Source organism: Flavobacterium sp., from assembly GCF_039595935.1.
In the GTDB taxonomy this organism is placed as follows: domain Bacteria; phylum Bacteroidota; class Bacteroidia; order Flavobacteriales; family Flavobacteriaceae; genus Flavobacterium.
The window spans coordinates 2550226-2574778 of the sequence record NZ_JBCNKR010000006.1; the positions used below are offsets into that span (position 1 = coordinate 2550226).

Here is a 24553-nt window from a genome sequence, read left to right on the forward strand (position 1 = left end):
TTATATTTTAAAAGTTTGCTGAATAGATTGAATTGACATTGAAAGCATTTTAGAAAAATCCAGATAATAAAACGGATGCGCTTTTTTTCCCTTTTTATACTGCTCTAAAAAATATTGTATTCGTTTAGGATAGAATGGAGTTCCGGTTAAAATAACCAGAAACAAATACAAGCTTCTTTTTCCATTTCCGAGTAGATAATACTGCATTCCGATTTCTTCATAAACTGAAATTCCTGTATTGGTTAAAACGTGAATAATATCATGATCCTCTAATTTTTCCTGAATATCAAAATGATGTTGATGTAGAAAATTTCCTAAACCGTATCCCAAACTATCTTCGGGAAAATCAAATAATTGCTTTTTATCAATATTCCACGGTTCATTTTTCTTGAAATATTTTTGATACGGTATTTTAGTGTATTCGTAAAGTTTTTCAATTAAATAATCTTTCATAATTCGGTTAGTTAAAAGTTCTTTGAAATTCAAAGTAAATAATTAAAATAAAAAGCTAATAAGTTTATAATTAGCTTTTATTTAATGTTTTTTAGTAATTATCAATTATAGTTTCCAGTAAATCTGAATCAGATAGGTCAGAAGGGGCAACGACTTTTTCTTCCAGCGGAATTTCATTTCTATATCGCTCTTTCAATATTTTTTGAACTCTGGCATCTTCTAAATTAAAATCTTTTAATTCTTTAAGTTTTGAAAGTTCTATTCCGGCAACATTTTTATAAATCTTCCAAACCAGTTCAGAACAATAAATTCTATTATCCGTCCATTCAAAATAAGCATCGTATTCTTTGCCGTCAAACTGCTGACTGTACTCTTGCATTTTTTGAATAACAGATGGAGTTAAAGTTTTATCAGCATTTTTTAGTCGTTTCACCACATATTTATTGTCCTTTCCATGTTGAATCCATTCATCAAACGGAGTAAGTTTTACTGGCTGAACTGCTTCAAAAACAAACCATTTCCCATTAATATTATAAATAATACCGCAATGAGAAAATTTTGAATTAGTAGCAATTCGTACTGCTTCACATTGAGGTGACTGCGACGTTTGAAATATAATATCTCCATCTTTGATTTTGCTGAGTTCATTATTTTCAACTTTAGATTTCGTTTTCGAAAAGGGATTGTTTGGGAAAACCTTCATGGCCACAAACAAGGCACAGGCGAAGCTCAGTACGAACGTGACAAACAGAAAAGTATATTTTTGTTTTTTCATAGTTAATCGAAATAGTAAATAAAGTACTTTGAAATACAAAGTAAATAATAAAAAAAATAGCTGCCAAATAAAATGACAGCTATTTTCGAAATATATTTTTTAGAATAAATTAGATTCTGAAAATTCCACCAACAGCAATAATTCTTTGGAAGAAATAAAAATGCTGAGAAGCTTTATCATCGTTACTTACAGTAGTTTTAATATCATGCATATCGATATAACCACCTTTTAATTCTCCCTGAACATAGAAATGTTTGAAGAAAGTAATATTTAAACCCGCTTTTGCAGAAACCCCGTAACCAGAAACATGAAAATCATCATGACGTTCTTTTCCTAAAAGAGTAGTATTGGTTTTTGGATACAAAATACCAGCTCCTAATCCCTCTGTCAAGTTAATCTGAACTTTATCAATATTTGGAAGACTGAACAATTTCGAAATATCATCAAATCTTGAAACTTCTGTATTAATGTAGTTCAAACCATCTGTATGCTCGTACATTAAAAAAGCAGGCCCATTTGGATTAGTAACACCCATGTCATAACCACCTTCTATAGCGCCATTTAAAGACATATCTACAGGTGTATTATCATAATGGCCATTATAGATATGAGCAGGATCACTGTCAGGTAAATTAATATCACCATTAACTTTAGCCGTTTGATTCTGAGTCATTACATATTTCATGTGGTCTACACCAATTGTAACACTGTAATGGTCACTAATGAAATAACCTAATCTCAAATTCGTTTGAGGAATTGTCATATTAGCAGGATTGATATAATCAACGTGCCATCCTTTTGGTTTATCATGAGCAGACATGTCTTCTACTCTAAACTTATAATCTTTTCCAGTAAAAGTTACGTCAGATTTTGAGTAACTTTCTCTGTTACCGCCCCACATCACAAAGAATTTTCCTTTGTTGTGAGCAGCATATTTTTGTACAGGTATTTCTTCTTGGGCAAATGTGTTTAAAGAAACACAAGCCAATAAGAAAAATAAAATTTTTGTTTTCAAAGAACTTAAGTATTAATAGGTATTAAAATGCGTTAACTGTTTTTCTAATAGCAACTAATTTGTTCATTAAACCTTCAAAATAGTCTAAATGTAACATATTAGCACCATCGCTTTTTGCATTAGCCGGATCAAAATGTGTTTCGATAAAAATTCCGTCTACACCAACTGCAATTCCGGCTTTTGCGACAGTTTCGATCATATCTGGTCTTCCCCCTGTAACTCCTGCTGTTTGGTTTGGCTGTTGTAGAGAATGTGTAACGTCTAAAACCGTAGACGCATATTGCTGCATAGTAGGAATTCCTCTAAAATCAACAATCATATCCTGATAACCAAACATAGTACCGCGATCTGTAACCATAACATTTTCGTTATTACAGTCTAATACTTTTTGTACAGCGTGTTTCATACTTTCCGGACTCATAAATTGTCCTTTTTTCAGGTTTACTGTTTTTCCTGTATTGGCAGCAGCCACAACCAAGTCAGTCTGGCGAACTAAGAAAGCAGGAATTTGTAAAACATCAACGTATTGAGCCGCCATATCAGCGTCTTCGTTTGTATGAATATCAGTTACAGTTGGAACGTGAAAAGTTTCAGAAACTTTTCTTAAAATTTTTAAAGCTTTTTCGTCGCCAATTCCAGAAAAACTGTCGATTCTAGAACGGTTCGCTTTTTTAAAAGATCCTTTAAAAACATAAGGAATCTGAAGATTGTCGGTAATACCAACTAATTTTTCAGCAATTCTAAGAGCCATTTCTTCTCCTTCAATAGCGCAAGGTCCCGCCAATAAAAAGAAGTTTCCGCTGTCAGTATGCTTAATTTGTGGAATATGTTGTAAGTTCATAAAATTATTTTTTTGCACTGCAAAGGTAGTTATGATTTATGAATAGCAGATGAAGATTTAAGATTATTTTAAGAATCCGGAAACCTCCGTATAATCAGATAGTATTTGAACAAAATTATTGATTAGATTAATATTAAGCTTTTTATTAGCACAATATTAAAACTAGGAAGGGATACAATAAATGATATTTATCATGTATTTGATAGACAGTAGTAAAAGTTGTAGAATATTATATTATATTATATGATTTATTTAAAACTGAAAACAGCCTATTTATTTAGATTATTTTTCGTATGATCTTTTTATAAAATACTGAACAATAATAACAATCAAAAGTATGATTGTAAGCAAGAATGCAAGTACAATTATTCCAAGTATTCCCATTCCGCATCTATAAGGACGACCTTCAAGACTTTCAGTAAAATTATATGAAGCTATACAACAAGCTGTAATAGATAAAACGACTTGTAAAATGAAACTAATTAATGAAACAGTTCCAAATTTTAGTGAAATGCTTTCACCAATGGATTTTCTGCCATAAACAAGTTGAAATAATAAAGGTAAAATAATTAAAATGAAAGGAGATATTCCGTACATGTAAAAATGATATTACTTGGTTTAGTGTCAATGAAGTTTACTCTTTTTTCAAACTCAATCCCATCGGAACCATTAAAATTCCTTTTTCATAAATGTTTAAATACAAGGTTACAGGTTTTTTCTGCCCTTCCCAGGTTAATTCATAAATATTTAAAAATCCTGCCCCCATATCGCTTCTTTTTGTTGGAAAAGGACAGCATGTTTCCAGACGTTTATATGTGATTTTTTCTCCATTTGGTCCGGCAAGAGCATTTAGAAAACGCATTTCGTTTGTTGCCTCGTCTCTCGTATTCTTAAAAAATATATTTACAGGATAATCAGGATCATATCCGTATTTTTTGTCTTTGCTGTATTGAGTGATAACAAATGTATTATTTTTATTTAAAACCAAATCAGGAGCATTGTCGTCTACATTTTTTAAAGTAGATTTTGTGCTTATACAAGAAGTTGCGGTTATTAATACAATAATGAAAAGTGCTATTTTTTTCATGGTTGAGGTTTATTTTTGGTCACACAAATGTAAAAGGTTTTTTAGAAATCTATTCAACCTTTTTTTGGTTTAGTTTTACTATACCAATTACAATCAGATATTGTGCCACAAGATAAGTAAGCATGATAATAAATGCACTTTTTTGTATGGGCATATGAAATTTGTTTATTGCCAAAATACTATCAGAAACAACAAAAAATAAAGCTCCAAAGAAAACATATTGATTGGCAGGTTTTTTCCAAATTAAAAGTCCATTGTAAGCAAATAAGAGCATAATTGAAATTACGCTGGCATAAACAATTACCGGAATTTTTAAGTCTCCTAAAGTTGGTAATAATACAGAAAGCATACCTACCAAATAACTGGCGATTATAATACTGCCGATTAAGAATATTATAGCGTTTTTTTTGAATTTTTCTTTTACCTGTTTGTTAAACAACACGCAGTAGAGAATATGTGAGATTAGAAATGAAACCAATCCTAAAATGAAATAGATTTCGGCAATATCTGAAAAAAGTAAAATTACATCGCCAATCCAGGAAAATAATAAGGCTGTTATTAGAATACTTCGCGTTTTGAACTTTTTAGAAAAATAAACACCTAATATTAATAACGGAATTAAAGCTGGTTTTAAATAACAATCTAACGCTTCATATCCGAGGAATAAAAGCAGTAAATAAATAAAGCTGAAAGCGATATAAATTTTAAAAAATACAGTATTTTTCATTATGCGGTTTGTGAATTTATGGTTTGGTTTTGGGTAGTTTTAAAATCAATTGTTACAAAGTAAATTGTCGTTAAAAAAGAGATACTTAGATAACCTAAAATTATATAATTACTAAACGAAAAAACGGTATTTAAACCAAACCAGTCACCATAAAACGAAATAACGGCAATTGCAAAAGCTAATCGGAATCCTTCCCAAAGTATGGCAAATCTGCTTTTATCCATCAATTCAGAATTGCTGTAAATGGTTATAAAAATGAAGAATCCATATACAAAGATATTCGGAAGGCCGATTTTGGCGATATTGTCAAACAAATAGCTTACAAACAAAAGTGTAATTAAAATTTGGGTAACAGACCAATAGATTAGTTTTTGAGAATTTTGTGTTCCGTATTTGTCAAAATCAAAAACATTTTCGATTTTGTTTACAGGATATTTTTCCTCAAAATTTTCAGGTCTCCATCCCGTAGGTTTAAACCAGATAGTCAGTTTATCTTTCCAGTTTTCGGCGCGCCAGGCATCTATTATGAGAAGTGTTAAATGCTGAAAGTTTATCTTGATAGGATTCCATGTATTGACAGGTCTTGTAATGCCAAAAACCGGCGGAACATCGTCTAATTCTGCCTGAAAAGTGCCAAAAAGTTTATCCCAAAAAATAAATATCTGCGAATGATTTTTGTCTAAATATTCAGGATTTATAGCATGATGAACACGGTGATGCGAAGGCGTAACAAGAATATGCTCTACAAATCCCATTTTTTTAATGTGTTTGGTATGATACCAAAATTGTAAAAATAAATGGAGTGGGAGCGTAATAGCAATTACAGAAGCTGGAACACCCAATAATGCCGCAGGAATTAGAAGAAAAGTAAATAAATTAACCAAACTCGCAATGGGCTGACGAAGAGCGCAGGCAAGATTAAATTCTTCGCTGCTGTGGTGAATTGCATGTTTATTCCAGAAGAAATTGATTTGATGCGCCAGTCGGTGACTCCAATAACCATAAAAGTCAATGACAAAAAAAGCAATTACATACGAAAGAAGATTGGCTTCCTGATGAAAAATAGTAATTTTAGATACCATCCATTCATAAGAAAGAAAAGTAACGCTCAACCCCAAAACGTCTTTTACAGAATTGGTAATTCCGGAACTGATACTCGAAACGCTGTCAATTAAAGGAGCGGTATCGTTCTTTTTGTAAATACCGTATAGTTTTTCAATTACTATTAAAACCAGAAAAACCGGCATTGCAATAATTAGTATTTTTCCATATTCTTCCATAAAAAAACATCGTATTTTATTTCAAATATAAAATAAAATACGATGTTTTTTAAATTATTGTTAAATTAAACAATTTCTGCGCTTAGTCCGGCTTCCAGAAGTTGTGTACATTGAGGTTTTAATTTGTCAATTGGCCCTGTTTTTACAGTACATTTTCCGGTGTAGTGTACAATTATAGAACATTGTTCTGCTTGTTCTGCAGTATGATCGCAAACACGCATTAAAGTGTCAATAACATGATCAAAAGTGTTTACATCGTCATTATAAACAATGATTTCATTATTGAAACCAACTGCTTCTTTCTCACGGACTTTTTCTCTTACTTTTTCTTTAGTACTCATTTGTTTTTAGTTTTTGTACTGTTGTAATTACTAATAACTAATTTACGTATTTTAATGAAACCCAGTTGTTTCTTTGAAGTTTTTTAACATACGTCAAACCTTTCTCTGTGCATGAAGCATCGATAAACGGAATGTCTTCTTCATAAAAACCGCTAAACAATATAATTCCGTTTTTGTTCAAAGAATTAACATAGGCCTGCATGTCGTTCAACAAAATATTTCTGTTGATGTTGGCAATAATTAAATCGTATTTTTTTCCGGCCAATAAAGCAGCGTCGCCTTCATAAACGCTGATATGTTTGCAATTATTGCGTTCAGCGTTTTCTATTGAATTTAAGTAACACCAGTTGTCAATATCAATAGCATCAATAGGTTCAGCGCCTTTCATTTCGGCTAAAATAGCCAAAATAGCAGTTCCGCATCCCATATCAAGAGTTTTTAAACCTTTCACATCCATCTCTAATAAATGCTGAATCATCATGTGAGTAGTTTCATGATGTCCGGTTCCAAAACTCATTTTAGGTTCAATTACAATGTCAAATTCAGCATCCGTTTTTGGATGAAAAGGAGCGCGAACATGGCATTTTCCGTCAACATCAATAGGCTCAAAATTCTTTTCCCATTCTTCGTTCCAGTTAACCTGATCGATTTCTTCAATTGTATATTCAATTTTAAATTCTTCTGATTGTAAAATATAAATATCGTCCAGAATATTTTCGTCCCATAAATCTTTCTTCACAAAAGCCGAAATTCCGTTTTCGGTTTCAGTAAAACTTTCAAACGCTTTTTCGCCCAATTCTGCCACTAAAATTTCAGAACCCAATTCTTTTGGCTCAATTGTAAAATGATATCCTAAATAGATGTTTGACATAAATAAATTTTTTGCAAAGGTAAGAATAGAAAGCAGAAGTTGTTTATAAAATAATTGTAAAATGAGTTTTGTGAAATGTAAAATGAGTGACGTAAAAATTATGGAATAATGTAAAGTTTTAAAATAAAAAAAGCGTTCGCAACGGCAAACGCTTTTTTATATAATGTAAGATTTCAAAATCCAAAGTCTGAAATCTAAAATCTAAAATTTTAAAAATTAGATTGCTGTAACGATCGCTAAGAAATCATCAGCTTTTAAAGCAGCACCTCCAATTAAACCACCATCTACATCTGGTTTAGAGAAGATTTCTTTTGCATTTTCTGGTTTTACAGAACCTCCGTATAAAATAGAAACTTCATCAGCAATTTCAGCTCCAAAAGCTTTACGAATAGTTTCTCTGATAAATTCGTGCATTTCCTGAGCTTGCTCTGGTGAAGCAGTTTCTCCAGTTCCGATAGCCCAAACTGGCTCGTAAGCTAAAACAATTTTAGACCAAGATTCTTTTGAAATGTGGAAAACACCATCACGCAATTGGTTTTCAACAATATTGAAATGATTTCCAGATTGACGATCTTTTAATTCTTCACCAAAACAGAAAATTACTGTCATGTCGTGTTTTAAAGCCGTATCAACTTTATTAGCGATCAATGCATCAGTTTCGTGGAAAATAGCTCTACGCTCAGAGTGACCTAAAATTACAGTGTTTACACCAATGCTAGTTAACATATCAGCAGAGATTTCTCCTGTAAAAGCACCGCCTTCAGCCTGGTGAACATTTTGTGCAGAAACTCCAATAGTTGTATTTTTTAATTTTGCAGCAGCAGCTTGTAAATTTACAAATGTTGGTGCTACAATAACTTGTGCAGTTGTTTTTGCTGGAATTTTAGCAATTAACTCGTTTAATAATTCTTCTGTTTGAGCAGCATTTTTATGCATTTTCCAGTTTCCTGCAACAATCGTTTTTCTCATTTTGGTTGTATTTGTTATTTTTTTTATTTTTGTTTATTGTGGTAATTTTGTCAGCTGTTAAACTTGTTTTAAACCTTTTAAAGTTTCGTTGATTTTATCAAAATCAGTTTCGATAGCGCGATAAAGAACAATTTTTCCTGTTTTGTCTACGATAATATATCTCGGAATCCAGTCTAAGTCAATTGCTTTTCCAAAAACACCTTTCATACCGTCGTTCATCATAAAATGATCACCTTTTAATTCGTGTTTTTCAATTCCAATTTTCCATTTTTCAGCTGTTTTATCAGCAGAAAGGAATAAATAAGAAACATCTGGATTGTTGGCTTGAAGTTCTTTTACTTTTGGCATTGCTTTTACACAGTCGCCGCACCAAGAAGCCCAAACTTCAATGACTAAAGTTTTTCCTTTATATTTTTTTAAAATGTTTTTGAAAGAAGTTTGATCTCCTTCAAGAGTTAATAATTTTTCAGACAAAGCTTCTTTAGAAAAACTTGTTTTCTGAGCTTGTGAGCAGGAGAAAGTTATAAATGCGATAATAAGTAGTGCCGTTTGTTTCATGTGATAAATGATTTTTAACAAAGTTAAACAAACAATTGGAAAGCCAAATACAGATTAACAAAATTTGAAGACTCGTTTATTTTCTAACAAAACTCTAAATTTTGGTTAGAAAAAACAGAATGAAATCGTAATAGTTGAGCGTAAAATTATGGTTTTGACCGAATAACTTTTTCCGGAAACAAAAAATGAGGTGAAATTTTATTTTGAAAATGAAATTTTTAAGAGAAAAAACGTCTGAATTTTAAATTTTGAATGATGCAAAACACAAAAAAAAGAGCTTAAATTTTAAGCCCTTTTTTAAGATTTTTTATTTCGGTGAATCTATCAGAATTTTATAAACTCCTTTCGTCTGATCTAATTGATAGGCAGTATTTTTAATCTGCAGATCCTGATATTCAGTATGAGAACATTTACCACTTTTTCTGTTTGCCTGAACATGAAATTCAAATATGCTTTTTCCGGCAACTTTTATCGAATAGTTTATAGTTTCGGTATTCCAGCCAATATTTCCCAAGGTAATTACATTATAATTGTTTTCGGTAATAAAATTGTACTGAATCGTTTTATTAGGATTATCTAAATCTGTTATCGAAATATCTTTGCTGTTGTAAGTTCCGTTTGTAAATAAATTTTCACCGCTGGTTTTATCTACAAGCTCAAAAGCAAATACGGATGGAGGTGAAAAACAAGCAATAGTATCATCATTATTGCATCCGTAACTAAGCAGAACTACTAAAACACATAAATATTTGAATACACTTTTCATGATTAATTTGTTTTGGTTTAGTTAGTTGGTTTAGTCAAATGTAAGAATATTATGGTTTTGTAATTGTATTTTTATTGATAATTTTATTTTAAATTATAATTTCCTTCTGCCCATTTTTTGCTTGGTAAAAGCCATTCATCCAAAGCTTTGTACAGAAAACCATGTTTTAGATTTGTGTTGAGTTCGATTTCTTTGAAATGATTTATTTTGAGTTTTGAAGTTTCTTTTCGTTTAACTGCCGAAACGCCAAAAATATCTGATTTTTCGTAAATGGTTAAAATATTTCCACAGAAATTAATATCCGGAATTTCTTGAATATCAACATCTCTAAAACATCCAATAAAAACAAAATTCACATCAGGATTAGCCAAATAAGTCGAAACATACTGCGCAATATAACCACCTTTTGAAGTTCCGATAACGGTAATTTTGTTTGGTGAAACTCCTTTCTTCAAGAGATTTTTAATTTGTTTTACAATCTTTTTGGCGTAATTTGAGGCATTTGTGTTTTTCTTTCTGATTTCGCTAAAAACTATAAAATTATCTTTTCTAAATGATGCCAGAATTTCGTTGTATTCGGCTTTTCCATATTCAGGATGTGCGGTGTTTAAATCATTTTCTTCAATAAATTTATTGTGTAGAAAGAAAATGTAACGCTGGTCTTTGTTTGATGTTTGAGTTTGCCCGAAACTTAATTGGCTGAATAGAAATGAGATTAAAAAAGTAAATAAAAACTTTGAGATTTGTTTCATAGAAATGTTTTTTATTTAGCTGATTGTTTTACAATTAATGGCTGCGGAGTGTCATTATAAAAACTCAAAACTTCTTCTGCCTCTTTTTTAGAAAGATATTCTAATTTGACGTTTTCTAAAGTTTCTTGAGAGCTCATCATAGAACGAGATAAAATCAGTTTAAAAACTTCTTTCTTTTCATTTAGATTCTTTTTGTTTTTGTTGAGGTAACCTTTGTATGCTTCTGCCATCTGCATCCAGATTTCGATTTCATTTTCGGGATGTGAATCTCTTTTAAAATCAGTTATCGTCTGCTCTAGACTGCTTTTATCAACTTCGGCAAAAATGGTATGAATAGTTTTGATTTTTTCAATTTGTTCCGGAGTTAATTCCGAAACAACTTCATTTAATTTAATATTTTCGGGATTGATTTTTATAGATTTTTCCTCTTTATTCTGGCAAGAAATAAACAGAACAAAAAATAGGAGATAAGCAAATCTTTTTTTTCCTGTAACACGATTAAAAAGATTTAGTATCAAAGGAAAAATTACAAAGCTTATCCAAATTATAAATTGTCTGGAAACAAACTCATAGTAGTAGTTCAAATAAAAAACAGAGCCTATTAAAACAATGCAAAATATAGAATCTAAATAATTTACCTGTTCTTCAGAATATCGGTCAATATGTTCGCTTTTTAGCTCTCGCACTTCTTCAAAATATCTTGAATTGAAAAACCTTTTCCATCTTGGAAGAAAACCAATCAGCATCATGAAATTCTGAATCATATAAATGCTCGAAATTCCTAAAAGAAAATATTGAGCTGCAACGTATGCGCTTTGCAGGATGTAATCGGTATTAATAAATTGTTCGTTCTGATAAAGTCCGTTTAAATTGTCTATTGCAAAAAACATCATAATTATGGAACTCCAAATGCTTAAAATAAGTTTGTTTCTATCTGATAAATAGGTTTTTGTGAAAGCGTGAAAAAATGAAAACAGTGAAAATAAAATACCAATACCCATTAAGGTTTGAGAGATTATATTGTCAAAGTTGATAAAACCGTTATCAGCAACCCAATAAATCATGGCAATAGAGAGAAATAAGGTAACGCCTTCGGTTAATTTTGGAGTTATATTTCGTTCATTAAAAATGCGTGAATAAAGAACATAAAAAACAAAGAAAACAAAAGGCCAAAACGAAAGACTTCTGTCTAAAATAAAGCCAAGACTGCAATCTGAATCATCCACGACGGTGCATAAAAAATAACCAAGGCAAAATATAAAAATAAAAGAAAAGATTCCGATAAGAACGGATGTTGTCCATTTATTTGACATTCTTCTGCTTTCAAAAATTACTCCTGCAATTAATGCCAAAACCTGAAGAGAAACTAAATGTGTCCCGGAAGATTTGTGAATATAAAAATCATAACCTGCATAAATAATTAAAAATAAGATGAATAAAAAAAGGAAAGGGTTTTGATAAAACATTTTAGCCAGATTTTTTCTTATCGCAGTTAGCATTTTATTGGGGAGTTAGGTTTTTAGTTAGATTTTAGTTTGGGTTTATTTTCAAAAAATAACGCCAATATATCTAAAAAAAAAGAATATTGGCGTTCTTTATATTGTTTTTGATTTTTTAAAGACCGTAAGCTACATCAGACAGTTTTAAATCATCAATATCGTTGTAATGCACTTTTTGAGCTATTGTTCCTTTGTGTATTACTACAATACTTGGATTTGCTCTTTCGATTGTTTTTAAAGCAGTTGCATCGCAGAAATAAAAATCAGTATCTAAATTGTATTGTTTTTTTGCTTTTGCAATTTCCTCTGCGCCAGATGCTGTCATACCAATTACTTTATATCCTTTTGCTTTAGCATCTGCAGAAACTTTTGCTAATTTTTTCATTCCTTCAGGGTTTGATAAAGCCAGATCATAAGTTACAAAAACTAATAATTTTGGTTCTTTTAATAACTCTTCTTTATAGTCAGAATCATCTTTTGTCATTGTAAAATCATGAATTGGCGGTACATAACCTTCTGTAATTACTTTGTCTTTTCGGTCAACAAAAGTGGCACCTTCCGGAATATTCATTAAATCTTTTTCGGTAAATTCTTTATCAACGCCGTTTACTTTGTAAATAAAGATCATTTCAACTACTGATTTTGGAGCGCCTTCCGGAATTTCCATTCCTTTTTCGATATTCGTTCCTACTTTATAAGGACGGAAATCTTTTATCGGATTGTGGTTTAAAACCCAATAAGCCATAATAGCGCACAAAGTTACGCTTACAATAGTTATGGCATTTGTTATCGTATTTGAAAACAATGGTTTTACTAATTTTTGATTGATGAATAATATCAAAATAAAGAATAATAAAACAACATCTTTTGTAAATGACTGCCAAGGCGTTAAGTGTAAAGCATCGCCAAAACATCCGCAGTCTTTTACCACATCAAAATAAGCAGAGTAGAAAGTAAGGAATGTAAAGAAAACAATTAAAAGTAAAAGTGCCCAAATGGTTGTTTTTGCTTTGTAACCAACTAAAAGCATTACACCTAAAACAACTTCCAGAATAACTAAAAAGATAGCTAATCCTAAAGCCAAAGGCTCCAGAAAAGGCATATTGAAAACGGGCTCGCTAAAATATTCGGCTAATTTATACGAGAAACCAACTGGATCATTCAGTTTTATTAATCCGGAAATTATAAATAATACACCAACAAATAGTCGGGAGAATTGGGTAATAATGTTTTTCATGTTGTATAGAATTGGGTTAAATCCCAAATTTTAAATTCCAAAATCCAAGTTTAGCATTGGAATTTGGAATTTAAAATTTGGAATTTTATTTAGTAATAGGATTTAAAATCAGAGCAAAAACAGAATAATTAATCATATCCTGATAATTGGCATCAATTCCTTCAGAAACTATTGTTTTTCCTTTATTATCTTCAATTTGTTTTACGCGAAGCAGTTTTTGCAAAATCAAATCGGTTAAAGAGCTTACACGCATATCACGCCAGGCTTCTCCGTAATCATGGTTTTTAGCTTCCATTAAATCTTTGGTAAGCTTTACTTTAGCATCATACAATTCCGTCGCTTTTTCAACGTCAAGATCCGGCTGATCTACAACACCTAATTCCAGCTGAATCAAAGCCATAATAGAATAATTGATGATTCCGATAAATTCTCCTTTTTCATCTTCATCAACTTTACGGACATCATTTTCTTGTAAACTTCTAATTCTTTGTGCTTTTATGAAAATCTGATCCGTGAGCGATGGCAATCTTAAAATTCTCCACGCACTGCCGTAATCTTTCATTTTATTGATAAATAAAGTTCTGCAGATTGCAATAACATTATCAAATTCTTGGGAAGTATTCTTCATTTATATGCTGTATATTTGCTAAAATTTCTTCAAAAATAAGGATAATTTTTTTAGAGTTTCAAGTTTGAGGTTTTCTTTGTTCCAAGTTTTTTCTAAACAAATTGTTAACGCTGTAACTTGAAACTGAAAAATGTTTCAGGTTCTAGGTTTCAAGTTCCCAAACTTGTCTAATCTGCATTAACTTGAAACATTAAACAAATAAAACTTGAAACAAAATGTTTATTAACTGCAAAGGCAAACTTATAGATTTATCGATTCCTAAAGTAATGGGAATTTTAAATGTTACGCCAAATTCTTTTTTTGACGGAGGAAAATATAAAAACGAAGACGAGATTATTTCACAAGTTGATAAAATGCTTTCTGAAGGAGCAACATTTATCGATATTGGTGCTTATTCCAGCAAACCCAGTGCAGAATTTGTTTCGGAACAGGAAGAAATCGACCGAATTGTTCCGGCAATAGAATTGATTTTAAAGCATTTTCCAGAAACTTTATTGTCAATTGATACTTTTAGAGCTGAGGTTGCCAAAGCAAGTATAGAAAGCGGCGCCGCAATTATAAACGATATTGCTGCGGGAGAACTGGATGATAAAATGTTTGATGTTATAGCTCAATACAATGTTCCGTACATTATGATGCACATGCGAGGCAATCCGCAGACCATGCAGAGTTTGACACAATACGATGACATTGTAAAAGAAATACTTTTCTATTTTTCTGAAAAAGTAAAAAAAGCAAGAGCTTTAGGAATCAACGATTTGATTTTGGATCCCGGTTTTGGTTTTGCCAAAACAACCGATCAAAATTATGAAGTAATGCAGAAAATGGAACTTTTTAACGAATTAGAATTGCCTGTTTTAGCTGGAATTTCCAGAAAATCTATGATTTATAAAACGCTTGATATTACCCCTCAGGAAGCTTTAAACGGAACTACTTTTCTTAATACGATTGCTTTGATGAAAGGGGCAAAGATTCTTCGAGTTCACGATGTAAAAGAAGCGGTGGAATGTGTTACTTTGTTTAATAAATTGAATTTTAATAATAATTTAAACGTATAGCTTGTCATTCTGACGAAGGAAGAATCTTCGCAAGTAACTCTACAAAGTAAAGCCAATCTTTGTAGATTCTGCAACGAAGATTCTTCCTTCGTCAGAATGACAAACTTTGAGGAATATATAAAAAATAAACATGAAATATTTCACTTTAATCATTGCTTTCCTTCTCTTTTCCTGCGGAAAAAAAGAAGAAGTTTTACTTCCAAAATCAAACGTTACAATTGTAAAAGACGTTAAAGATCATTCTCCAGTTTATATCTTTTTTAAAGTTAAAGGTAAAGACACCATTGCCGATTTAAACCGAAAAAATGCTATCATTTCGACGAATTGGATTCTGAATATAGACAAGCGTCTTCCGTTGAAGTTAGCGATTCCGGAGGTAATGAAAATGCAGGATAAAAAGCGAAATGAAAAAATGCATCAAAATGAAGAATCTGAAAATTACTATTCTTATGCAGATTCAATCGGAAAGAATTTAGCTTTTCTGCCTTTTACAAAAGTGTATTATAAAATGGAGAAACCCAAAGTAGGAAGCTTTGTAGTTTATTTTAGAAAAGGGAAAAAACAGGCTTTTATTGGGAATACCGAAATAAAAATAGCGGATATATTAAAGCTTTTTTACAGCATAAAATTTGAAAGAGTACCAGATTTGGTGTTTCTATTTGATAAGGATATGACTTATGGAGAATATCTCCAATACAAGATCTTATTGCAAAAAGATGTGACTTATAACCTCGATAAACTTCCTGTAGAATACATTTTTTAAAATTTGAACCTTTTAAAAAAACTTTGAACCTTTGTTCCTCTGAGCCTTTGTCTCTTAAAAAAATCTACTGATGATGATAAGGCTCATTACGTAAAATTGTAAATCCGCGATATAATTGTTCGATAAAAAACAAACGAACCATTTGATGCGAAAATGTCATCAGCGAAAGCGAAACTTTTCCCTGCGCTTTTTTATAAACCGTTTCAGAAAAACCGTAAGGACCGCCAATTACATATACTAGAGTTTTAACACCAGAATTCATTTTCTTTTGTAATTCTTCAGAGAAACCAACGCTGGAGAACGTTTTTCCGTTTTCATCCAATAAAATCAATTGATCGGTTGCTGAAAGTTTCGATAAAATTAGTTCGCCTTCTTTTTCTTTTTGCTGGCTTTCAGATAAGTTTTTTACGTTTTTGATATCAGGAATTATTTCCAAATCAAATTTGATGTAAAAAGACAAACGTTTGGTGTAATCGTCAATCAAAGTTTGAAGCGATTTATTATCCGTTTTGCCTATTGCGATAATTTTGATGTTCATTATTTTTTCTTTTAGCCACAGATTTCACAGATTAAAAAGGATTTTTTATTAAATCTAATCTGTGTTAATCCGTGTAATCTGTGGCAAATAAAATCTATTTTTTATTTTCGAAAACAGTTTCGAAATGTTCTACAATTGGAAACGGTTCGTAATAATGATGTAAAATCTTTTTCCATTCCAGATACGCTTCAGATGTTCTAAAGCCTACTGTATGATCTTCCAGCGTATTCCAGTCAACTAACAAAAGATATTTGTTTTCGATTTCCAGACATTTTTCTAAACGATGTCCTAAATAACCATCAATTGATGAAATGTACTGACTCGCTTTTGCAAAATCAGCTTCAAATTGATGAGCTAATTCTGGTTTAACGTAAAGAAATGCGGCTTCAAGAATCATATAAACGAATTTTATCTGCTTAATCTGCCAAATCTGCGAGAGTAAATTTTTCCCGCAGATTTAGCAGATTTGGCTGATTTTATTTTTTACTAGTTTTTAGAAAACTTCGCTTCAAAAGTTTTAAAACGATTATCTAAATCTTTCATTAGTTGTTTTTTAACTGATGCATCTTGGATGAAACTGTAATTGATGCTGTTGTAAACGTATTTTTTGATTGTTTCGTAATTCACATCAGGATATCTTTTTGCCAATAAAACATATTGTTCGGTCATGTTGCTTCTTAAAATTCCCGCATCATCGGTACTGATTACAATTGGGACATTAAAATCTTTATAAAGCGTAAACGGATGTCTATTTTCTTTTACTTTCAAAATGAATTCATTACTCGCCAAATTGATTTCAATCGGAATATTTTTTTGAGCCATATATTTCAACAAATCATACGAATTGGCTTCGTAAGCCATATCAACTCCGTGACCAATTCTGTTTGCGCCGGCTACGTAAATTGCATCGTTAATATGCCATGTTAAATCTTCCGGCTGAACTAAACCTAAAGTTAGTTCACCTGCATGAAGCGTATATTTTACGTCAGGGAATTTCGAATGGCAGTATTTAAACATCACCATATGAAGCCAATAGTCTTTCATAGAAGTCTTTCCATGTTCTGGAGAAACGATATTTACGCCTGCAGTTAATTTGCTTTCGCTTGACGAAATAAAAGCAATAACAAGATTTTTAAACAAGTCGACAGGTTCCATAAAACGAAGCACAAAATTTTGATAACGCATAGTAAAGCGTTCATCGTCCATTTTTAAATCTTTGTGAAGTTTCGCCAAAAAGTTGTTATTAAAATCATCGGCATATTTTTTAGCGTCTTTTTTCTGAATGGCTTTATACAAATCATCCAAAAGTTTCAAAACAGCTTTTTCGTCTTTTTGACTGGCTGCCTGACGAAGATTTGTATTGAAATCGGCCAAATCAGAAACATTCATATTACACGGAATAGTTGATAATTGTGTTTCGATATAACTTACATTTTCGGAAATGGCACGCTTTTTTAACTCCAGCATTCCTTCGGCAAAATGACCTGAAATTGTCGGTTCAAATTTCATAAACGAATCAAAAAACAAATCATCAGAAGGAACAGAACCATTATAATCTTTAGCCGACCAAGTCTGCATGATTTGCTGTTGGTAATAATCCAGTTTTTCGAGTTTTTTTATACTATCGAAATTTATCCAGTTTCCTTTTTCAGGTTTTGTTTTTGAAACCGCCATAGTTTCTAAATTCAAATAAAAGTTTTCTGCAACGGCTCTTTCTAAAAGCGGTTCTGCATAAACTGATCCTGAAAAATGGTGGTGTAAATCGCCTCCTTTAGGCATTTGTTGAAAAAAAGCTGTTAAGAGAGCTTCGTTATTTCTGATTTTTTCTAAATAACTCTCAGCTGATTGAGAAAAGCCGATTTGTGCTATAAAAATACAGAAAAGCGTAATTATCCTTGTCATACTCTAAGTTTAAATTACGCGCAAATATACGAGTTTTCGGAGAAATTTGAAAATTAGTTTTTTGAAGAGACAAAGTGACATAGGTGCAAAGAAACAGAGTAACAAAGTTTTTAAAGAAATGATTAAATAAAAAAAGACGCACTGCCGTGCGTCTCAACGTTAAAACCTTTGTAGCTTTGTCTCTTTGTCACTTTGTCTCTTTTAAGAAAAAAGCACATCACGTATTTCCTCAACCTTATCAAAAACACTTTTTGCAAAAGGACAAAGCGGAATAATTTTCAGGTTGTTATTTCGGGCATATTCTACAGCTGCCATAACTAGTTTTTTACCAACACCTTTTCCGTTAAATTCCGGGCTTACTTCGGTATGATCGATAATAAATTTGTTGTCTCCAGCCCAGGTATAAGTCATTTTTCCGGCTTCTTTTCCGTCTTCAAGAGCTTCAAAATAGCCTCTTTTTATATCGTTTATTTGTTGAATTTCCATTTTAAAATTATATTAGTGTGGTTTTAATTTCTATCGAATGTGTCAATGTTTTATGAATTGGACAACTGTTTGCGATAGTTTCTAATCTTTGTCTTTGTTCGTCATTAACTTCACCTATGACTTCGATTTTTCTTGTAAATACAGATACACTTCGTTCAGAATCTCTTTCAAAATCAATTTTAACGTTGATTTCGTCCACATCCCATTGTTTACGATTGATGTACATTCGTAAAGTAATTACAGTGCAGGAAGCCAATGAAGCGGCTAAAAGCTCTGTAGGATTTAATCCTAAATTCTTTCCGCCCAATTCCTGAGGTTCATCAGAAATTAAAATATTGTCGCTTGCTGATTTTATTTCTGTGCGATATAAACGCGTATCTATTTTTGCTGATACTGTATCCATAATTATTTAATTCTAGGTTCTGGTAATGGCACAAATTCAGTTTCTCCGGGAACTTTTGGGAAAGTTTGGTTTGTCCAGTCTGTTTTAGCTTTTTCGATGAGGTTTTTATCCGAAGAAACAAAATTCCAAAATATAAAATGTTCTTCAGGAAACGGCTGTCCGCCAAAAATATAAACGGTTGAGTTTTCGGCAATTTCAAATTCACAAAGAGAAGCTTCAGTTGTAATTAAAATTTGTCTCGGATCGTATGTATGTTCCCCATTTTTGATACTTCCTTCTAAAATATATAAACCGCTTTCGCCGAATAAATCCTTACCAATATTGATTTTCTTAGCTTCTTTGCTTTTAATTTCAATAAAATATAACGGACTGTAAACAGGAACAGGAGATTTTTTGCCAAAAGCTTCACCAGCAATTAATTTATATGAAACGCCATCTTCTTCCCAAGCCGGAATATCATCTGCTTCAACATGCGTAAAATTCGGATCCATTTGTTCCAATTCCTTCGGAAGCGCCACCCAAATCTGCAATCCGTGAAGCATTTTATCCGAATGTCTTAAATATTCAGGAGTTCTTTCAGAATGCACGATTCCTTTTCCGGCTGTCATCCAGTTCACAGCGCCGGGTTTTATTTCCAGTTCGGTTCCTAAACTGTCGCGGTGCATGATACTTCCTTCAAACAAAAATGTTAGAGTAGAAAGTCCGATATGCGGATGCGGCGGAACATCCATATTTTCGTGGTCACTTAAATGCGCAGGTCCCATATGATCGATAAAAACAAATGGTCCAACGGCTCTTTTTTCACGGAAAGGCAATAAACGGCCTACCATAAAGTTGCCAATATTGGCAGCGCGTTCTTCGATAATTAAACTGATATTTGACATGTGGTATTTTGATTTGATTTGAAAACAAAATTATAGTTGTGATAGAAATCTTTAACTTAATTTAGATTAAGAAAGTTCGTTTTGTGTTTTTTGATTTTATAAAAATAAGAAAAATCGTTTATTAAGTTTTTAGAAGATAATTAAATTTAGGTTTTAAAAGTCCCGGAGGGATGAAATATTTGTAGAAAATGATTGCCACAACCAGAAAGCCCCAGCGGGGCGAAATAAATATGTCGCTCCGCTAGAGCTTTTTTATGGGATAGGATAATGTTTTCTATAGATATTTTGCTCCGCTGGAGCATGAAAAACGGAAAATTATTAATTAATTCAATCAATCAATCAATCAATCAATCAATTCAAACTCTAAAACTTCACTTTCAGTTCCGTTTATTATAATCGACAACTGATGAATTCCGGTATGAAAAACACGAGTTGTAATTAGTTTAAAAGACTGATTTCTTTCAATCTTAGTTAATTGGTTTGGGTGATAAACCTTTTCACTGATTTTAAAGACTTTTTTAGCTAAATGTCCTTTTGCTTTTTTGTAGTGAACAGCGTATTCTAAACGAACTGTTTTGGCGTCTTTATTTTTATTATTTAAGTGAAATTGAAACTGTAGATAATCCCCAATTTTTACAGTTGGCGTTTTAATTTCGAAAGATGAAAGTTCAATATTACTGCTTTCTAAACCATAATGACTCAGAATTTCAGGATGACCTTGTTTTAATAAAGTTCTGCAGCCGTGTTTAATAATCCCGTCTGTTTCTTTGCTGTGTCCTTTCCATTTTGAAGCTATTTCGAGTACAATCTGCGGATTGTCTTTGGCAATATCGTTTAAATTATTGGCAACACTTCTTCGAACATATTCTGAAGGATCGTTTTTTAGATTTTCTAAAATCGGCAGAATAGAAGAGGGATCTTTCTTTAAAAACGGAATTGCCATTGCCCACGGTAATCTCGGGCGCGAACCTTCACTGGCTAAACGACGTACATGATGATTTTTGTGCAATGACCATTTAACCATTTCATCGATCATTTGTTCTTTATATTTTAAAATGAAAGGACGAACGGCAAATTCACAGCTTATAAATTGTGTGATAGAAACAAAGGCTTTTGCAGAAATTTCAAAATCTTCTAAACCGTACATTTCGATATAATCAGCAAAGAAAATGAAAGCCAGATTGCTCTCTGCAAAGTTGTTTTTCCTTAAGTTTTCTATGATTTTATCAATTAAAGAAATGGCTTCGGGAAAATTTTGAGGCATAAACTGGTGAAAAACAACAGTAGTATGTTTCATTCTTTCTTTCCATTCTTTTTGCGCAAAATCTCCCTCAAAAATTGTTTTAATAAATTTTTGTTTGTCGAATGCTGGATAGACTTCGGCGACAGCCTTGCTAAAATTTTCGTAAAAAGAAACCGAATAAATATCTTTAATTAATCCCATGATTTTTGTTTGAATAAACTTCAAAGATATTTAATTGATCTCTTATTAAGTGGTTAAGTTTTGTTAAGAATTGTAACTTTATTTTCCGGAATATCTTAATGGTTAAAAAAGAGATGTTTAATGTTTTAAGCAATTTTTCGTAGAAAGTAAACTTTCAAATCCATAAAATAAGTTTTAATTTAGCATTATTAAAAACTAAAAAATGATAAGCGAAGCACAGTTTCAGGCAGAATTACAACTTTTAATAAAAAATGCCATCAGAGAAGATGTTGGTCCGGGCGATTACAGTTCACTGGCTTGTATTCCAGACACGGCTCATGGTCAGGCAAAATTATTGGTAAAAGATCAGGGAATCATTGCCGGTGTTGAACTTGCTAAAATGATATTTGATTATGTAGATCCGAAACTTAAAGTGAAAACGTATATCGAAGACGGAATGCATGTAGAATATGGCGAAGTTGTTTTTGAAGTTTCCGGAAGTTCACAGTCTATTTTAAAAGCAGAGAGAGTGGTTTTAAATACCATGCAGCGTATGTCTGCAATTGCCACAAAAACCAGTTATTTAATGAAGCTTTTAGAAGGTACAAACGCTAAAATATTAGACACACGCAAAACAACGCCAAATTTTAGAGTGGCAGAAAAATGGGCTGTAAAAATTGGAGGAGGAGAAAACCACCGTTTTGCACTTTACGATATGATCATGCTGAAAGATAATCATATTGATTTTGCTGGCGGTATTACCCGTGCTATTTCTAAAACAAAAGAGTATTTAAAAGAAAACAATCTTGATCTTAAAATCATTGTTGAGGCCCGTAATTTAGATGAAATCAGAGAAATTTTATTGAGCGACGGCGTTCATAGAATTTTGATTGATAATTTTAATTATGAAGACACAAAAACGGCAGTAAATTTGATTGGTTCAAAATGTCAGACAGAATCTTCTGGAAATATCAGCGAAAAAACAGTTCGCGAATATGCTTTGTGTGGAGTTAATTATATTTCATCAGGCGCTTTAACACATTCTGTATATAATATGGATTTGAGCCTGAAAGCTTTTTAATGAAGTTATGAATTTTGAGTTATAAGTTATGAGTTTGATTTGCAAATCTAAAATCTAAATTCAACAATCTAAAATCAAAAATATATGTCGAAAGAGATAGAAGATCGGATTGAAAAACTGCCTGTAATACGCAATTTGGCGCGACTTTTAAAGAAAATAAAACTCCCTTGGTTAGAGGGATTTTCTTTGTATGATTTGCTCGAAATGTACACTTTAGGAATTCTCGAAGGTGCATTTTCATATCATGCCAGTGCGGTTTCTTTTAGCTTTTTTATGGCTTTGTTTCCTTTTACATTATTTATTTTAAACTTAATACCGTTTATTCCAATAGAAGGTTTTCAGGATGATTTTCTGCAGTTTGTACAACAAGGAGTTCCGCCAAATACCTATGATGCTATTAGTAAAATTATCAGCGATATCTTAAATAATAGTCACTCAGGGTTATTATCATCGGGATTTTTACTTTCGATTTTTTTGATGGCCAATGGTATCAACGGAATTTTAAGCGGTTTCGAATCATCAAAACATGTATTTGACAAGCGTGGTTTTTTTAGGCAATATTTGGTTGCATTGGCGATTTCACTTTTGATGACCGTAATATTGTTTGTAACCGTGGCGACAATTGTGGTTTTTGAGGTATTTATTCAAAAAACAATCATTCAGGATGTATTAAGTGATCGTATTCCGCTGATTATTTTGGGTAGATATTTATTCGTTATGCTGATGATTTTGATAACATCTTCAATATTATTACGTTATGGTACAAAACAGTATAATAAAGTACCTTTTATAAGCATCGGATCTGTTTTTACAACGGTCTTAATTGTTATATCTTCGTTCTTTTTTGGAATTTGGGTTATAAAATTTTCAAAATATAACGAACTTTATGGTTCAATTGGGACATTATTAATTCTAATGTTCTATATTTGGATAAACTGTATGATTCTGCTTTTAGGGTTCGAATTGAACGCTTCTATCAGAAAATTAAAACAAAAAAAAGAAAAATAATATGAAAAATTTGATGCTAACTATCGGAGTGTTCTTCTTTGCCCTGACCATGCAAAGTCAAAATGTAATTGGAAAATGGAAGACCATTGATGATGAAACAGGAGAGGCTAAATCGGTAGTTGAGATTTATGAGAAATCAGGAAAAATATACGGAAAAATAGTAGAAATACTTCGTGAAGGCCATAAAAAAGACATTTGTGTAAAGTGTGAAGGTGCCGAAAAAAACAAACCAATTTTAGGAATGACTATTATTAACGGTCTTAAAAAAGACGGTTCTGAATATAATGGAGGAACAATTTTAGATCCTACAAGCGGAAAAAAATATAAATGCTATATCTCTTTAGAGTCTGCTGATAAATTGAAACTTCGCGGTTATGTTGGAATTTCTCTAATGGGAAGAACACAATACTGGACAAGAGTAAAATAATAAATTCAAAAAAATAAATGCGAAAATTAGCTTCGATAATTTTATTCTTAGCCATAACCTTAAACGGTTTTGCACAATCTAAGAATTCGCCATTACAAATAAGTCATCTTACGGGTGACTTTTATGTTTATAGAACTTTTAATGAATATAACGGCACCAAGATTTCTGCCAACGCCATGTATTTGGTTACAGATAAAGGTGTTGTGCTGTTTGATGCTCCCTGGGATAAAACACAGTTTCAGCCATTATTAGATTCTATAAAAGCAAAACATAATAAAGAGGTTATTATGCTTTTTGCAACGCATTCTCACGATGATCGTGCGGGAGGATTTTATTTTTACAGAAAAAAAGGAATCAAAACCTATTCAATAAAGTTGACAGATGATATTCTTAAAAAGAAGAACGAACCGAGAGCCGAATTTATAATTCCGAATGATAAAACTTTTACAGTTGGCCAGCATACTTTTGAGGCTTATTATCCGGGAAAAGGACATGCGTCTGACAATATTGTAGTTTGGTTTGATAAAGAAAAAGTACTTTACGGCGCCTGTTTTATAAAAAGTGCCGACGCTCAGGATTTGGGCTATTTAGCCGATTCTGATGTCAAAGAATGGAAGAAATCTATAGAAAAAGTAAAAGCAAAATTTAAAAATCCAGCTTATATTATTCCGGGTCATGAAGACTGGACTAATATTGAATCTTTAAATCATACTTTAAAACTAGTTGACGAGTATTTGGCTCAACAATCTTTAGGAAAAAAATAATTTCCTGTTCATATAAA

General features: G+C 31.8%; 30 protein-coding genes. 6 read left to right on the forward strand and 24 right to left on the reverse strand.

Annotation, left to right across the window (positions count from 1 at the left end; translation table 11 throughout):
- The 17 genes from ABDW27_RS20780 to ABDW27_RS20860 form a co-directional block, all read right to left on the reverse strand.
- Entirely contained in the window at positions 1-453 is a 453-nt protein-coding gene (locus tag ABDW27_RS20780; protein ID WP_343697646.1) for a hypothetical protein, read from the reverse strand.
- A 91-nt stretch (positions 454-544) separates the two neighbouring features.
- The gene (locus ABDW27_RS20785) at positions 545-1228 is read right to left on the reverse strand and encodes a YiiX family permuted papain-like enzyme (protein WP_343697647.1); all 684 of its coding nucleotides are present in this window, start codon (positions 1226-1228) and stop codon (positions 545-547) included.
- Between the two features lie 109 nt (positions 1229-1337).
- Positions 1338-2243: a hypothetical protein gene (locus ABDW27_RS20790; protein ID WP_343697648.1), complete on the reverse strand. Its 906-nt coding sequence runs from the start codon at positions 2241-2243 to the stop codon at positions 1338-1340.
- A gap of 22 nt (positions 2244-2265) precedes the next feature.
- Positions 2266-3084 carry a 3-deoxy-8-phosphooctulonate synthase gene (kdsA, locus tag ABDW27_RS20795; RefSeq protein ID WP_111376987.1) on the reverse strand — a complete coding sequence of 273 codons (819 nt, stop codon included), beginning with the start codon at positions 3082-3084 and terminating at the stop codon, positions 2266-2268.
- A 282-nt stretch (positions 3085-3366) separates the two neighbouring features.
- Positions 3367-3681: a hypothetical protein gene (locus ABDW27_RS20800; protein WP_343697649.1), complete on the reverse strand. Its 315-nt coding sequence runs from the start codon at positions 3679-3681 to the stop codon at positions 3367-3369.
- A gap of 37 nt (positions 3682-3718) precedes the next feature.
- The gene (locus ABDW27_RS20805) at positions 3719-4171 is read right to left on the reverse strand and encodes a 2-dehydro-3-deoxyphosphooctonate aldolase (protein WP_343697650.1); all 453 of its coding nucleotides are present in this window, start codon (positions 4169-4171) and stop codon (positions 3719-3721) included.
- Positions 4172-4220: 49 nt separating this feature from the next.
- Entirely contained in the window at positions 4221-4898 is a 678-nt protein-coding gene (locus ABDW27_RS20810) for a lysoplasmalogenase (RefSeq protein ID WP_343697651.1), read from the reverse strand.
- Positions 4898-6178, reverse strand: a complete 1281-nt coding sequence (locus ABDW27_RS20815) for a sterol desaturase family protein (protein WP_343697652.1) — start codon at positions 6176-6178, stop codon at positions 4898-4900. The genes ABDW27_RS20810 and ABDW27_RS20815 overlap by 1 nt, the downstream gene beginning before the upstream one ends.
- A 65-nt stretch (positions 6179-6243) precedes the next feature.
- A complete protein-coding gene (locus ABDW27_RS20820; protein WP_343697653.1) occupies positions 6244-6519 on the reverse strand; it encodes an ATP-dependent Clp protease adaptor ClpS in 276 nt (91 codons plus the stop codon).
- 37 nt (positions 6520-6556) lie between these two features.
- Entirely contained in the window at positions 6557-7390 is an 834-nt protein-coding gene (gene prmA / locus ABDW27_RS20825; RefSeq protein ID WP_343697654.1) for a 50S ribosomal protein L11 methyltransferase, read from the reverse strand.
- Between the two features lie 216 nt (positions 7391-7606).
- The gene (gene tpiA / locus ABDW27_RS20830; protein WP_343697655.1) at positions 7607-8359 is read right to left on the reverse strand and encodes a triose-phosphate isomerase; all 753 of its coding nucleotides are present in this window, start codon (positions 8357-8359) and stop codon (positions 7607-7609) included.
- 57 nt (positions 8360-8416) lie between these two features.
- Entirely contained in the window at positions 8417-8917 is a 501-nt protein-coding gene (locus tag ABDW27_RS20835; RefSeq protein WP_343697656.1) for a TlpA disulfide reductase family protein, read from the reverse strand.
- Positions 8918-9224: 307 nt separating this feature from the next.
- Positions 9225-9683, reverse strand: coding sequence for a hypothetical protein (locus ABDW27_RS20840; RefSeq protein ID WP_343697657.1), 459 nt, complete (start codon positions 9681-9683; stop codon positions 9225-9227).
- Between the two features lie 83 nt (positions 9684-9766).
- Positions 9767-10435, reverse strand: a complete 669-nt coding sequence (locus ABDW27_RS20845) for an alpha/beta hydrolase (protein ID WP_343697658.1) — start codon at positions 10433-10435, stop codon at positions 9767-9769.
- A gap of 11 nt (positions 10436-10446) precedes the next feature.
- Complete coding sequence (locus ABDW27_RS20850; RefSeq protein WP_343697659.1) at positions 10447-11901, reverse strand: hypothetical protein; 1455 nt, start codon at positions 11899-11901, stop codon at positions 10447-10449.
- A gap of 148 nt (positions 11902-12049) precedes the next feature.
- Positions 12050-13171 carry a BT_3928 family protein gene (locus ABDW27_RS20855; protein WP_343697660.1) on the reverse strand — a complete coding sequence of 374 codons (1122 nt, stop codon included), beginning with the start codon at positions 13169-13171 and terminating at the stop codon, positions 12050-12052.
- 85 nt (positions 13172-13256) lie between these two features.
- Positions 13257-13799, reverse strand: a complete 543-nt coding sequence (locus ABDW27_RS20860) for a DUF1599 domain-containing protein (RefSeq protein ID WP_343697661.1) — start codon at positions 13797-13799, stop codon at positions 13257-13259.
- 215 nt (positions 13800-14014) lie between these two features.
- Here ABDW27_RS20860 and folP point away from each other — a divergent pair, with 215 nt between their 5' ends.
- Both folP and ABDW27_RS20870 read left to right on the forward strand, forming a co-directional pair.
- Positions 14015-14857: a dihydropteroate synthase gene (gene folP / locus ABDW27_RS20865; protein WP_343697662.1), complete on the forward strand. Its 843-nt coding sequence runs from the start codon at positions 14015-14017 to the stop codon at positions 14855-14857.
- A 130-nt stretch (positions 14858-14987) separates the two neighbouring features.
- Entirely contained in the window at positions 14988-15620 is a 633-nt protein-coding gene (locus ABDW27_RS20870; RefSeq protein WP_343697663.1) for a hypothetical protein, read from the forward strand.
- Between the two features lie 64 nt (positions 15621-15684).
- On the opposite strand, the gene rlmH is transcribed toward ABDW27_RS20870, so the two are convergent.
- From rlmH to ABDW27_RS20905, 7 genes are all read right to left on the reverse strand, one after another.
- Positions 15685-16158, reverse strand: coding sequence for a 23S rRNA (pseudouridine(1915)-N(3))-methyltransferase RlmH (rlmH, locus tag ABDW27_RS20875; protein WP_343697664.1), 474 nt, complete (start codon positions 16156-16158; stop codon positions 15685-15687).
- Between the two features lie 94 nt (positions 16159-16252).
- Entirely contained in the window at positions 16253-16555 is a 303-nt protein-coding gene (locus ABDW27_RS20880) for an antibiotic biosynthesis monooxygenase (RefSeq protein WP_343697665.1), read from the reverse strand.
- An 89-nt stretch (positions 16556-16644) separates the two neighbouring features.
- A complete protein-coding gene (locus ABDW27_RS20885) occupies positions 16645-18060 on the reverse strand; it encodes an adenosine deaminase (RefSeq protein ID WP_343697666.1) in 1416 nt (471 codons plus the stop codon).
- A gap of 201 nt (positions 18061-18261) precedes the next feature.
- A complete protein-coding gene (locus ABDW27_RS20890; protein ID WP_343697667.1) occupies positions 18262-18546 on the reverse strand; it encodes a GNAT family N-acetyltransferase in 285 nt (94 codons plus the stop codon).
- Between the two features lie 7 nt (positions 18547-18553).
- The gene (locus ABDW27_RS20895; RefSeq protein WP_343697668.1) at positions 18554-18949 is read right to left on the reverse strand and encodes an OsmC family protein; all 396 of its coding nucleotides are present in this window, start codon (positions 18947-18949) and stop codon (positions 18554-18556) included.
- A gap of 2 nt (positions 18950-18951) precedes the next feature.
- A complete protein-coding gene (locus ABDW27_RS20900; protein WP_343697669.1) occupies positions 18952-19833 on the reverse strand; it encodes a pirin family protein in 882 nt (293 codons plus the stop codon).
- Positions 19834-20176: 343 nt separating this feature from the next.
- Positions 20177-21277, reverse strand: coding sequence for a DNA alkylation repair protein (locus ABDW27_RS20905; protein ID WP_343697670.1), 1101 nt, complete (start codon positions 21275-21277; stop codon positions 20177-20179).
- 202 nt (positions 21278-21479) lie between these two features.
- On the opposite strand from ABDW27_RS20905, the gene nadC reads away from it, so the two are divergent.
- From nadC to bla-B1-FLAV, 4 genes are all read left to right on the forward strand, one after another.
- Positions 21480-22337, forward strand: coding sequence for a carboxylating nicotinate-nucleotide diphosphorylase (gene nadC / locus ABDW27_RS20910; RefSeq protein WP_343697671.1), 858 nt, complete (start codon positions 21480-21482; stop codon positions 22335-22337).
- An 84-nt stretch (positions 22338-22421) separates the two neighbouring features.
- Positions 22422-23345, forward strand: coding sequence for a YihY/virulence factor BrkB family protein (locus ABDW27_RS20915; RefSeq protein WP_343697672.1), 924 nt, complete (start codon positions 22422-22424; stop codon positions 23343-23345).
- A 1-nt stretch (position 23346) separates the two neighbouring features.
- Complete coding sequence (locus tag ABDW27_RS20920; RefSeq protein WP_343697673.1) at positions 23347-23772, forward strand: DUF2147 domain-containing protein; 426 nt, start codon at positions 23347-23349, stop codon at positions 23770-23772.
- A gap of 17 nt (positions 23773-23789) precedes the next feature.
- On the forward strand, positions 23790-24536 hold the full coding sequence (bla-B1-FLAV, locus tag ABDW27_RS20925; RefSeq protein WP_343697674.1) for a subclass B1 metallo-beta-lactamase: 747 nt from the start codon (positions 23790-23792) through the stop codon (positions 24534-24536).
- The last annotated feature ends 17 nt before the right edge of the window (positions 24537-24553 follow it).